This window comes from Pseudoalteromonas byunsanensis (assembly GCF_001854475.1).
Lineage (GTDB): Bacteria > Pseudomonadota > Gammaproteobacteria > Enterobacterales > Alteromonadaceae > Pseudoalteromonas > Pseudoalteromonas byunsanensis.
Genome location: NZ_MNAN01000026.1, coordinates 61000 through 74237 on the forward strand (window position 1 = coordinate 61000; position 13238 = coordinate 74237).

Genomic DNA, 13238 nt, shown 5'->3' on the forward strand with positions numbered 1-13238 from the left:
AATGGATCAATTACTATCAGTAAAGATGGGTAGAAGCTCTGGGGTTATCGATCATCGGATCCATGACCTATCGTCACAAAAGCAAAGTGGTTTAGCTTGGGTTAAGGACCATGTTGAACAGATTAATCAATGGGTAAACTCGGATGGTTTTGCGCTGCTAAGAGGGTTGAACATTGTTAGTAGCAACCAATTTAGTACCATATTAGAGACTATTTTTGGTGAGCCTTTGAGTCAGTATGTGTATCGCTCATCACCTCGTACTGCAATGAGAAACAATATTTACACTACGACTGAGTATCACGCCGATCAGGTGATCTTGCAGCACAATGAAAATGCCTATTCTAATCGTTGGCCAATGCGAATGGGGTTTTTCTGTGTTGTACCAGCGAAAACAGGGGGTGACACACCTTTGGCAGATAGCCGAGTCGTATATCAAAACATTCCTAAGACCATCCGTGACAAGTTCGAGCAATTGGGTGTGATGTATGTTCGAAACTATGGAGAGATTGACTTGCCCTGGCAGGAGGTTTTTCAGACACAAAGCAAGGTGGAAGTAGAAGCTTACTGCAAGGAAAATGAAATAGAGTTTGAATGGGATGGAGAAAGATTACAAACACGCCAACTTCGCCCTGCTGTAGCGATTCACCCTCAAACCGGTGAAAAGGTCTGGTTCAATCAGGCGCATCTATTTCACAGCTCTAGCATTGATGGCCAAATGCCCGACTTAATGCGCTCAAGTATAGGTGAGCACAAGCTACCTAGAAATGCCTATTACGGAGATGGTAGCCCAATCGCTGATGAAGACATCCAAGTGATTAACCAAGTTTATAAAGAAGCTACATTCTCATATTCATGGCAAAGAAATGACATCTTACTGTTAGATAACATGTTGTATACGCATGGTAGGCAGGCATACAGCGGTGTGAGAAAGGTACTAGTAGGTATGGCAAAAATTGTTGGTTAAATATTCGCGCATAGATTTAACGCGTGTTCTGCTTGTTCACTCAAGCTAGGTTAGGTTTTGTTAGTAGTTTTGTGGTTAGCAAAGAATAAATATTCATTGAAGGAAACTAAAGAAATGAAACGGCTAATGCATTCACGATTTAAAATTATGGTTCTGTGTTTTATCAGCTTGATCCTGGCATCTTGTTTACAAAAAAAGAGTGTGGCAAAAAACACCACAATTACAGCCAGTCAGATAGAAATGATTGAGACAACCGTAAATGATTATTGTAATAAGATGGTCTTTTTCGGAACCATCTATGTTACCGCAGCTGATCAAGTTGTCTATGAGGCAAATTGTGGACCACAAAACATGCAGTATGAGGTTGATAACACAATAAAATCTAAATACCGCATAGGCTCTAATACCAAAGCTTTCGCCGCAGCAATTTTGATGCGGATGCTCGAAGGCAAAGATTTACGTACACAGACGATTGGTGATTATTTACCTTGGTTTCCTAAAAACCAATGTGCTGACGTATCTGTACATCACTTGCTGACGATGTCATCAGGCATTGATAACTACAGTGACAATGAACAGGTTTATGACAACTATGGTTGGCGACCATTTCTATATGATAAAACCACTGATTTAAATGGCCCTGAAGGCTTTAGTAACCGCTTTTGTACATGTACAGAGCAAGGTGATGCGCCTTCATTTACACCCGGTTCTCAGTATCAGTACAGCAACTGTAATTATTATTTGATAGGGAACATCATTGAACAGTTGGCTGCAGGTCAACAAGGTGACATCAATCGCGAGTTCTGGTTCGAGAACATCCTTAAGGAGCAGATCCTAGACCCTTTAAATATGACTGACAGTGGCTCATTCAGCGCGATAGGTATCTACAAAAACATGACGACGGGTTATATCTATAAAGGTAATCAATACTTGCCATTGGCAAATGGTCGACCCCCAGAAATTGGAGGACCTGCGCCGTATGAAGATATTTTAGTTAACCCTTACAGTAATCCGCTGGTGTTGTATTCAGCTGGTGAGATGTATTCAACGGTTGAAGATATGCATAAGTGGGATCAGGGCTTGTATGGTACCCAAGTCTTGGACGATGTACAAAAGCTAGCTGCATTCGCGCCTTATTCAAATACTGGTAGTACAGAGTCGTGTGAATACTACGGTTATGGCTGGTTTGTCACTTTTATCGACCCGAATCAATACGGAAAGGTATCGGATTGTCCACAAAATCCAACTGATACCAACTTAAGAAAATACGAAAAATTCTTACAGTATTCAGGAAGCTACCCATATTCATGGGTGACTAGTTTTAATCGACTGTTAGAGCGCGACCAATCAGTCATGGTATTTAGCAATTATGTTAAAACCGGTACTGAGTCAGACTGTATTTCAAGTGAGATCAGAAACATCATTTTCTACAGCGATAGTCACCGTACCACGGCCTGTCAGGGCGTATTAGATGAAGCATGATTTTTAATATTTTATGAAAAGGGAATAGCGCAGTTGTATTTCGTTTTCAAAACATGTGCTCAGAAGTTTTTAGTACATACAAAGGATTACTGTTCATATCTTGCTGGTATGAACAGTGAAAAAGGGCAAGCTAAAGACTAAGCTTAAACGGCTTTGACGTAGTTTGGTAAGTTTAACAACTGTTTAATTCTAACTCATAGAGGACTTAATATGACAGCGACAAAAACAGCAAAGGAAGAAAAGGCAAACGAGGTGAAGACCGAGCAGGACGCCAATCATGTCGAGGTTGAAAATCGTGAAGCCATTGCACAGCTAATTGTCGATAAGTATACCAAGTGGTCGTTTGGCAGCGGATTGATCCCAATTCCAGCGGTCGACTTAGTCGCGTTGACAGGTATACAAATTAAGATGATCGGTGAAATAGCTAAGGTATATGGTCAATCGTATAGTGATAACAAGCTACGCGGTACGATCAGTGCGGTTATTGGCGGTTCATTTCCACAAACACTCGGCGGCGCAGGTTTGAGCAGCTTTTTGAAAGCTGTACCAGTACTTGGCACTTTGAGTGCGTTGGCGTTTATGCCAGTCGTTTCAGCGGCATCTTCACATGCTGTTGGTACTACTTTTATTAGACACTTTGAACATGGCGGAACTTTGTTAGACCTTAATCTTTCGAGCATTAAAGGCGACATTTCTGATATGGCAGCGAAGTATCGTAAAGATAAAGGTAATGATGACGCTCAAGTGAATGCTGCTAGTTAGTAGTAACTTGATAAGCCAGCAGGTTTCTGCTGGTTTATTTCTTATACACTTGTTAATTTAAGGAATTGAAGATGCTGGTAATACTGTATTTGGGTTTGTGCATTTTATCTGGTTACTGGGGGCGAAACACGTTTGCAGGACCTGTCGGGTTCTTTTTGATCTCGTTGGTATTTACCCCTTTAGCTGGTTTGTTGATCCTATTTTTGGCCAAACGAAGAGACCCCATCCAAGAGGAGGAAGAAGAATAGCCAAACGGTGTGTACATAGTTTGTAGTTATGAAACGCCAAAGCGTAACACCTACATAAATTACATGGAATTTAGACTTAGTCTCAAGCACTTAATAATTTGCTGAGTACAAAAACAAGAAAAGATAATGAGATGGTATTATACGATTTAATTAGTCGAAATATAAAAATAAAGAGAAGGACCTTTGTTGCTTTAGGCTGTATCTCTGGCCTTGCGAACGCTTTGGTTCTTGCTTTAATCAATAACGTAGCTGAGAACATTTCTGATATAAATCGCGAAAACCACATACTTTACTATCTGGTTTTATTCAGCTTAACAATCACAATTTATGGACTTACCCAGCAACGCCTCATGACTAAAGCAGCAAGAACGGTAGAGCGGGCCATTGCAGGTTTACGTGTTGAGTTATTTGAGTGCGTACGTTACACCGAGCTATCAACGCTGGAAAAAATCGGTAAAGAACGTATTTTTAATACACTTAGCAAAGAATTGCAGACTATCTCTCAGTCTGCTCAGTTGTTTGTGATCATCGGTCAATCCATCACGCTGGTATTTTTTACTTCATTGTATATTGCTTATCACTCTTTCGTAGCATTTTTGGTCATTTCAGTGTTGATCATGCTTGGTGCAAGTATTCACCGGTTGCGTGCTAATGAAATCCAAAAAAATATGCAGCTGTCTTTTGAAAGTGAAAATATGCTGATCCAGAGACTGTCTGATTTATTAGATGGCTTTAAAGAGGTGAAATTAAGTGTTCCTCGGGCGGATGATTTGGAGCATGAGTTTATCGCTGATTCTACCCGAGCTAAAAAAGCAAAAACGACCACACAAACACTGTTTGCGACGGACTTTGTGTTGTCACAAATCACTTTTTTTGCTGCGACAGGGGCTATGGTGTTCATAGTGCCTATGTTATCGAACATTTATACCGAGGTGGTGATTAAGGTGACTACTGCGTCGCTATTTTTAATAGGCCCGATCACCAGTATTGTGGGTGGCATTCCAATTTATACCACAGCCACGGAAGCGGCCAATAACGTATTAGCGCTTGAAAATGAGCTAAAACAAGCGACGCAACGCACTAAGCAAAAAGGGGCGCGCGGTGGCTCAACCGATATGCGAGCATTTGAAGAAATACGTCTAGAAGGGGCGTATTATCAACATAACCGTCCAGCAGGAGATAGGCCCTTTTTTGTTGGTCCCGTAGATTTATCCATTAAGCCTGGGCAAATCACGTTTATTACAGGTGGTAATGGTAGTGGCAAAACGACCTTTATTCGTATGCTAACAGGTTTGTACGAACTTCAAGGTGGTCAGATTTTACTCAATGGTAGAAGTGTTACAAGTGGTGAGTTAGATACCTATCGCAGTTTGTTTACAGCTGTGTTTTCAGATTTTCATTTATTTAAGCAGCTATATGGGATCAAAGTAAGCTCTGAGCAGGAAATTGATGACTGGTTAGTCTTTTTAGAGATGAACAATAAGGTCAGTGTGGAAAATTCTCAGTTTAGTACCACTGATTTGTCAACGGGCCAGCGCAAGCGATTGGCGCTGTTGAGTACCATCTTGGAAAATCGACCAGTGTATATTTTTGATGAATGGGCAGCCGATCAGGATCCAATCTTTAGACGTAAGTTTTACGAGCAAGTATTACCTAAGCTTAAAGCCAGAGGCAATACTGTAATAGCCATTACCCATGATGACGCATACTTCCATTTGGCAGATGTACATTTAAAAATGGTAGAAGGACAATTAATGGAACACCATACCGTTGAAAATGAGGGGTCGCCCTCATGAACATAATTATTCCACCGGATATTGGTTTATTGGTACTAGGCGGCGTATGTCTGGTAATTGTTATTTCAAATTTAATAATGCGTGTGTTGAAGCGTTACTACCCCAAGTTACGCAAGCGCATTCTATCTTGGCGTTTTAGAGCAGGTGTTACATTATTGATCATGCTGTTCTTGATTATTGCTTTGGTACCTGTGGTATTTATCAAAGTTGATTCAGGGGAAGTCGGGGTATTGTGGAAGCGACTAGGCGGCGGTACATACCTAAATAAACCCTTTACTGAAGGTACAGTACTTGTGATGCCATGGGATAAACTCACTATTTATTCCAGCCGTTTCCAAACCGCGGATAGGCAAATACATGCTATCACCAACCAAGGCTTGAAAATCACTTTGGATGTCACAGTGCGTTATCGTCCTGTGGTTGATCATATGCCTTTTCTTCATCAGCTCGTTGGGCCTGATTATGTGAATGAGATGGTGATCCCAGAGGTAAGTTCTGCAGTGCGTGTAATTGTTTCAAATTACACTGCCGAAGAGGTGTATGGTCAACAGCGAATGGATGTTCAAGGGCAGTTGCTTGGCAAAGTATTGGAAGAGTTAAAATTACAGGAGCAAACCATACTCAAAGAGGTTGCTGGCGAAATGAAAGGCCATGCCTTGGTTAACTTGGATGACGTACTGATCCGCAGAGTTAATGTACCAGATAAAGTGCACAATGCGATTATTGCTAAAGTGAATCAGCATTATCTCCAGCAGGAGTATGACATGCGTCTAGAAGTGGCCCAAAAAGAAGCGCAACGTAAAGAAATGGAAGCTCAGGGTATCGCTGCATTTCAGAAAACAGTGGCAGGTGGTATCTCCGAAACTTATCTAAGGTGGCGAGGTATAGAGGCGACCATTGAGCTTGCAAAGTCTAACAATAGTAAAGTGGTAGTGATCGGTGGTGGAAAAGATGGTTTACCGCTTATTCTAAATACCGAAAACAGCCTTGCTGCTCCCCCCGTAGCCCCTAGCTCAGAACATGATGCATCACACTCACATGCTATTAAGCAAACCAAAGACAAAGAGGCCGATCCTGAGAAAATGAATGAATCAGATGGGCGCATAAAGACGAGCGCAAAAGAGAGTTTGTATCGTAGTCCTACCGCGAGTGTTCATATTCCGCTTGAAGAAGTTAGCGAACCCCACTAAACGTCAACAGCCACCGGGCATTATGTCTCGGTGGCTTTGAATAGTTTTTTCATAAGCTGCCTAACACATGGAACTGTTCAAACAAATCATATAATTAAATAAAAAACAATTTAATTATAAATCCTTCCCTTGTAAATGTAAGCGCTTACATGTTACATTTTTGTAAGTTGACTGGTCGGTTTCGTTACAGTTTTGCCTAAAGTAGCCAGTTTGGCGATGTATCAACAATATGCGTTGGCAGTAAGGTGTGGTTTGCCTAGGCGCGAAATTTACAACATGTTAAGGAATCAAAGAATGAACAAGTTTGTTTTACGAAACATTCACCTTGTAGCTATCTCAAGCGTTGCTATGACGCTGTGTGTGGTTACACCAACGTCTGCATCTGTGGGAAAGTTGTTGTGGCAAGACAATTTTGATTCGTTTAATAACGAAATCTGGAATGTCGATATTGGTGATGGGTGTGATCAGGGAATTTGTGGCTGGGGTAATCAGGAGCTACAGTGGTACCACTCAGACAATGTGTCAATTACCGATATCGTAGGTGAACCGGGTAACCGAGGGTTACTAATTGAAGCACGCAAAGAAAGTATTGGCGGCAAAGGGTTCTCATCAGGGAAGGTTCATAGCAAAAACAAAGTATCTATCCAATATGGCATGATAGAAACGCGCATGAAAGTATCGAGTGTAGACACGGGCTTATGGCCAGCCATTTGGATGTTGGGTACTAGCACCGCATCTTGGCCTGCAAAGGGTGAGATAGATATCATGGAAATGGGCCAGTCTGAACAAGCCAGAACAGATGCGGGTTTCCCAAATTCAGATATAGACAGCTACACTGGTTCTAATTTGATTTTTTACAGTGATGATGCGTGTAACAGCGGCAATCCGACCTGTGCAGCAAGTGTGGCATGGCAAACTGACAACGCACACTTGTCTACAACTGTGCTAACAGACCGTTTTGTGACTTACCGTTTATATTGGACCGACACCACAATTCGTTTCACGGTTGAAGATCAAGGCGTAGAATACTCTATGTTTGATCAGCCATTTAGCATTAGTGAAGAGTCTGATGAGTTTAACGCTCCGTTTTATTTACTGATGAATCTAGCCGTAGGTGGCAACTTCACAGATGCTAAAATGAATCACCAAGTCTCAGCTCCATTACCTGGTAAAATGGTGGTCGATTATGTGAGAGTGTATGAATACAACGGGCAAGGAGAAGTAAAAGTAGGTAATAGCACTGAGCCAGAGCAGGGCACATTTGGGGTATATACAGATTTAACACAAACAAACAACAAACTCACTGTAGGTGTCGATTCGGATATTTATGTTTGGAATCAGAACTCACTGTCTTTGGGGAACATTACGCCGTTTGAAGGAGAGCAGGTAATAGCGTGGGATTACAGGCCAAATCAATGGTTTGGTGGTGGCATTCAAGCACGTCAGCCAACTAACATGAGCGAATTTGCTGATGGTGAACTGCGCTTTAGAATCAAGATCCCTAAAAATGTCGCTTTTAAAGTCGGTATAAGTGATACCTACTCTAATGAAAACTGGCTTACCTTTGCTGCAAATGAAACTCGCTATGGATTGACCAGAGATGGTGATTGGGCACAAGCAGTTGTACCTATTGATGAACTCGCGGGGCCGTTAATAGCGCTCCAATCACTGAAAAGCCACTTTAGTATAGCTTCGGTTGATGGACAAATTCCCAGAGCGCCGTTTTCGATGGCTATTGACGACATCATTTGGACAGGTGGTGGAGTAAGCACAGCACCTGATAGCGATAATGATGGTATAGCCGACGAGGTAGATCTGTGTCCAAATACACCAGCCAATACCCAAGTAGATGAAAATGGCTGTGCTATCGTGGCCGGTGAATTTGGTATCTCGCAACTTAGCACGAAAAGTATTCGGTTTTATGTCAACAGCAACCAGTGGGCAGACGTTCACTATCAAATCAATGGTGGTGTACAACAAAATGTGCGGATGAACATGAATTCTGGGCAAAATGAGTTGGTGATTAATGGTTTGAATATTGGAGATGAAATTAGTTACTGGTTCACCTATTTAAAACCTAACGGCGCTGTTGATACAAAAGAGCAAAGGTTTATGATTTCTCCCGCAACTTGGATGTAATCCTTCTGTAACTCCCCAAGGCAGCACAGTGAGCTGCCTTTTTCTATCCGCATCAAGATGTTAAAAACGACCATAAATGGTACATTAAGTCTGTGTGCCTATTTACTAGGCAACTATCTTCAGTCTATGCTTAACGCAACAAGGACAAATTATTTGGTAAAGAGTGGGAGTGCTTTGATTTAGGTATGAAATATGGTTTGTTGTTAATATTACTTTTTGCCAGTAACTATTCGTTCTCAGAACAAATGCTTGAGCGCAAAGAATTTGTGATCAGTTATGTAGAGCATGAAGGTATTATCAAATACTATGTGCCGCTACTCAATCGTGCTTACCAAAAGATTGGCATTAAACCTAAGTTTGAGCTTATCAATGATAAAAGGGCGCTAAAACTACTCGATAGTGGGGTCATTGATGCTGATACGGCCAAGTCTTTAGAGTTTATCGACGATTATAAAAATATAATCGTGGTGCCTACCCCAATAAGTCAAATTGATGTGGTCTTGCTATGCCAAAAGGCGCTGCCATGTGATTTGTCAGTATTAAAAAATGCGAACCGCTCTTTAGGGATTATCGCGGCGGATGAGTTTTATGCGCCGTTGCTCGCTGATAGCGAAATTAATATTGTAGAATTGACCAGTTTTGAAACGCTTCTAAAAATCTTTGACCAAAATAAAGTGGATTATGCCATTGCTGTATTTGATGATTACACCAAAAGTACCCAAATCAAATATCACAATCGGTTCTTGATTCAGAAGAAAATTGGCTATCACTTGCTCAGCAAAAAACATCAAGATTTAGTACAGAAGCTGGATCAGGCAATTATACAAGCTCGCGCGCAGGGAGACTTTTTAACTCCGAAGTAATGTGTTTAGAAAATACAGTTAAAACTGCTACAATGTTGCGCTTTATTATCGTTTGAGGTTGTGGTTTATTCATGGAATGTCGTTTACATTGTGGTGCCTGTTGTATCGCGCCAAGTATTAGCTCAAGTTTTCCTAATCATCCAAACGGTAAAGCAGCGGGTGAGCGTTGTAAAAACCTCACTGAGGATAATCTTTGTAAGTTGTTTGGTAAGCCAGAGCGACCTAAAGTATGCCACGACTTTAAAGCGACCGAGTGGGTGTGTGCTAACAGTTCACAAGAAGCGCTTAACATACTTACTGAGCTAGAAAATCTTACCAACTAGATGCAATCACTGCCATTGCACCCATCAGTTCAAACTATAACTTATTAGTTTACCATTACGTAAAAGCATGAGAGCTATATAAATCATAACGTTTACGTAAAAGAAATTGGCTGTAAGCGTGAATTTTATTTTGCTGTTTCATAGTGCTTTGCTCACAACTAAGAGCATTCTCTACAGCTAAAATCATCCGTTATGCAGTACAAAAGATCACCATTAGTGAACTCTTAAACGGTGACAGGTTTTTATACCCACTGATTTTGTTAATATGTCCCGTGACAACAACCTTGTCTGACTGAGTCGCGAGCATGCTTATGCTTAGCAACTCAGTACAGATAGTCATCATAACCCGCTAAGCGCTATGGCTTATTTTTATCACGACGGATAAACCATATAAATATGATTGCAAAGAGCAGTAAGCAGAACAGCAAAATAGCGGTGGTATAATGGGTGTCTTGCTGCGGCTGTTCTGGTACTTGGTATTCAGGTTTAAAGTCAAATAATAGAGCTGGTCCTAGCGCAAACTCCTTAAGTTGACCAGATTTTGTGCCGAATTGCGCTGAAGCAATGGTAATATGCGCCAAACCAGTTCGGTTGATTGACTTTAATTTCACTCCAGCGATACGGCCACTGCCTTTAACCTCATTAGCCGGTGCTACTTGGCTCACAACATAAGCGGCCGTTCCTGTCACTGTCTCAGCTGAGTTATGAAGTACAAATATGCTGTCGTTGTCAAAAAAGTTACCATGTTCAATTTGAACGCCTTCTTTATTTGGGTTTTGGTCAATGAATTCAAATTTGTTGGCGTCAAACTCAAGCTTTAAATCTACGCCATATAAGGCTGGCAAATTATCACCCTGTATATCGACATAGAACTCGCTACCCAATTTAACCTGTTCACTTGGTGTCACTAAGTACACTCGGCCTTTTTCAGTTGCCCACGCATTAACCGCTGTTATTAGTGATAAAATAAATATTATGCTTTTCATAAGATTCTCGTTCTGAAAATATGGGCTTTTGCACGTATGCGCAAAAACCCAAATTCAGATTTATAGTTTGAAGTTACAACTGTTGAGGGCCAGACTTACCGTAATTGTTACCCAGAATGGTTAAATCCTGAATATTTATTTGCTCGTCGCGGTTATAGTCAGCTTCTAAGACATAATTTGGACCGTCGGCTTTTGTACTGCGATATGAGGCTAACAGCAAGGTTAGGTCTGCAATATTTATTTGTTTATCTTTGGTTATATCTCCGCCAATCAGACTTATAGTACCTAACTCGGTTGTCAAATCACTTTCAGCCAACTGCAAGGTTTTTTCAGCGGGTAAAAAACCATTAACTTCTATGCGAATGATTGCTTCGCCAGGTCTAGTATGTGCTTCAAAACTCCCATCAGCGTTTATCTGTACAAGTACGTCATTCATATAAACACGAATACCGTCATAATTGCCGTCAATAGCTAAATGTGAGACATTTCCCATAACTCGCAATGCTTCTTTGTCTTCATAATGTGAACGTATAATAGTTATTAGCGTTTGTTGTCTTATCGCTGAAGTACGCCTGTTGTATAGAAAACTATTTGAGTCATGTTGTGATTGGCTGGTGTACAGGCATTGGACGCAGTCCATTGTTTAGGCTATTTTTTCGTGCCACACTGCTAGGCAGTATAAAGAACATAAAGGAAGTCGTTATGCATCAGATCAAAGCATTACTTTGGTGTTGTACAGTGTTGTTGTGTGTGGGTGAGGCGCTAAACAACACGGCATTTGCTGATGAATCACCGATTTATAGCTCAATGGCGACCGCACAGCCTGTTTGGGCTGAACATGGCATGGTGTCGAGTCAAGAAGCATTGGCCAGTCAGGTTGGTGTTGAAATACTTAAGCAAGGCGGTAACGCCGTGGATGCAGCGGTTGCTGTTGGCTTTAGTTTGGCTGTAACGCTACCTAGAGCAGGGAATATAGGTGGCGGAGGCTTTATGTTGGTTCACTTGGCTAAAGAGAATAAAACTATTGCTATTGACTACCGAGAAATGGCGCCAAGTTCTGCACATAAAGACATTTTCGTAGACGAAGAAGGTAATGTAGACCCTCAGCTTAGCTTAGCTCATGGCCTAGCAGTCGGAGTGCCCGGTACAGTGATGGGCATGGAATTGGCCCTCAAAAAGTATGGCACTATGACACTTAGTCAGGTTATTCAACCTGCTATCCGTCAAGCTAAAAAGGGGATAAAAGTTACTTCCAGTCTCGCTAACTCCCTTTCACATCCGTTTATTAAAAAGCGCATGCTAGAAGTCCCAGCTTCAAAGGCGATATTCTACAAGCAAGATGGTAGTAGTTATCAGCCAAACGAATGGCTGGTTCAAAGGGATTTGGCCCATTCGTTGGAGCTTATTGCCAAACAAGGCAGTGCAGGTTTCTATCAAGGAGAAACGGCAAAAAAAATCGTTGCAGCAGTCAAGGCTGCGGGTGGCATAATGACTTTGGAAGATCTAAAAAACTACCGAGTGGTTGAGCGCAAGCCAGTAACAGGCAGTTATCGTGGTTATGATGTCGTTTCTATGCCACCACCATCATCGGGTGGGGTGCATATCATAGAGATGCTTAATATGCTTGAGTTCTACCCTGTGAGTAAGCTTGGTCATAACAGCGCGGCCAGCATTCATTTATTGGCCGAAGTGATGAAACGCGCTTATGCCGATAGAAGTGAATACCTTGGCGACCCAGACTTTTATGATGTGCCCTTAAAAGCACTCACAGATAAAAGTTATGCAAAGAGCCTAACTAAACAGATTAAGGCCGATAGAGCTACTCCTAGTAGTAAAATAAAGCCCGGCAAATTACAGCCTTATGAGAGCGATCAAACTACACATTATTCGGTCGTTGATAAGTGGGGGAACGCTGTAAGCAATACATACACACTCAATTTTAGCTATGGCTCTGGTATCGTTGCCGATGGAACTGGGATTTTATTAAATAATGAGATGGATGACTTTTCTGCCATGCCGGGCGTCCCCAACGGCTTTGGCCTTATTGGTGGAGAAGCTAACGCAGTTGAAGGCAACAAGCGTCCACTTAGTTCAATGACACCAACTATCGTGATGAAAAACGGCAAACCGTTTTTAGTTACAGGTAGCCCCGGTGGTTCACGGATAATTACCACAACCTTGCAAATAATTAGCAATGTGATTGATCACGGATTAAATGTTGCTGAAGCAACAGCGGCACCTCGTATTCATCACCAGTGGTTACCGGATGAAATACGGATTGAAAAGAGTCTAAATGTTGATACACGTAGATTACTGGAAGCAAAAGGCCATCAATTGGCCGAGAAAAGCTCCATGGGTTCAACGCAAACCATAATGCTCACTGATAAAGGCCTATTTGGCGCGTCTGACCCAAGGCGAGCAGACAGTGCTGTTGTGGGTTACTAATTGCTGAAATATTGGCATGACTAGTTTGCCTGAAGTTCAC

12 protein-coding genes are annotated in these 13238 nt (G+C 41.7%); 10 read left to right on the forward strand and 2 right to left on the reverse strand.

Annotated features, from left to right (window positions below; genetic code table 11):
* The first annotated feature begins 1 nt into the window (after position 1).
* The 9 genes from BIW53_RS03950 (at position 2) to BIW53_RS03985 (ending at position 9767) form a co-directional block, all read left to right on the forward strand.
* The gene (locus BIW53_RS03950) at positions 2-964 is read left to right on the forward strand and encodes a TauD/TfdA family dioxygenase (protein WP_070990518.1); all 963 of its coding nucleotides are present in this window, start codon (positions 2-4) and stop codon (positions 962-964) included.
* A gap of 201 nt (positions 965-1165) precedes the next feature.
* Positions 1166-2446, forward strand: a complete 1281-nt coding sequence (locus BIW53_RS03955) for a serine hydrolase domain-containing protein (protein WP_245699349.1) — start codon at positions 1166-1168, stop codon at positions 2444-2446.
* A gap of 210 nt (positions 2447-2656) precedes the next feature.
* Positions 2657-3208 carry a YcjF family protein gene (locus BIW53_RS03960; RefSeq protein WP_070990520.1) on the forward strand — a complete coding sequence of 184 codons (552 nt, stop codon included), beginning with the start codon at positions 2657-2659 and terminating at the stop codon, positions 3206-3208.
* 71 nt (positions 3209-3279) lie between these two features.
* Positions 3280-3456 carry a hypothetical protein gene (locus BIW53_RS20835; protein WP_175442087.1) on the forward strand — a complete coding sequence of 59 codons (177 nt, stop codon included), beginning with the start codon at positions 3280-3282 and terminating at the stop codon, positions 3454-3456.
* A gap of 131 nt (positions 3457-3587) precedes the next feature.
* Entirely contained in the window at positions 3588-5252 is a 1665-nt protein-coding gene (locus BIW53_RS03965; RefSeq protein ID WP_070990521.1) for a cyclic peptide export ABC transporter, read from the forward strand.
* Positions 5249-6442, forward strand: a complete 1194-nt coding sequence (locus tag BIW53_RS03970) for a prohibitin family protein (RefSeq protein WP_084228064.1) — start codon at positions 5249-5251, stop codon at positions 6440-6442. Before BIW53_RS03965 ends, BIW53_RS03970 begins: the two co-directional genes overlap by 4 nt.
* A 294-nt stretch (positions 6443-6736) precedes the next feature.
* Positions 6737-8581 (forward strand): glycoside hydrolase family 16 protein, encoded by a 1845-nt coding sequence (locus tag BIW53_RS21195; RefSeq protein WP_084228065.1) that lies wholly within the window; start codon positions 6737-6739, stop codon positions 8579-8581.
* A gap of 185 nt (positions 8582-8766) precedes the next feature.
* Positions 8767-9444 (forward strand): type 2 periplasmic-binding domain-containing protein, encoded by a 678-nt coding sequence (locus BIW53_RS03980; RefSeq protein ID WP_070990522.1) that lies wholly within the window; start codon positions 8767-8769, stop codon positions 9442-9444.
* Between the two features lie 71 nt (positions 9445-9515).
* A complete protein-coding gene (locus tag BIW53_RS03985; RefSeq protein ID WP_070990523.1) occupies positions 9516-9767 on the forward strand; it encodes a hypothetical protein in 252 nt (83 codons plus the stop codon).
* Positions 9768-10123: 356 nt separating this feature from the next.
* On the opposite strand, the gene BIW53_RS03990 is transcribed toward BIW53_RS03985, so the two are convergent.
* Positions 10124-10753 (reverse strand): cohesin domain-containing protein, encoded by a 630-nt coding sequence (locus BIW53_RS03990; protein ID WP_070990524.1) that lies wholly within the window; start codon positions 10751-10753, stop codon positions 10124-10126.
* Between the two features lie 73 nt (positions 10754-10826).
* A complete protein-coding gene (locus tag BIW53_RS03995; protein WP_070990525.1) occupies positions 10827-11246 on the reverse strand; it encodes a dockerin type I domain-containing protein in 420 nt (139 codons plus the stop codon).
* Between the two features lie 209 nt (positions 11247-11455).
* On the opposite strand from BIW53_RS03995, the gene ggt reads away from it, so the two are divergent.
* Positions 11456-13198, forward strand: coding sequence for a gamma-glutamyltransferase (ggt, locus tag BIW53_RS04000; RefSeq protein ID WP_070990526.1), 1743 nt, complete (start codon positions 11456-11458; stop codon positions 13196-13198).
* Positions 13199-13238 lie beyond the last annotated feature (40 nt).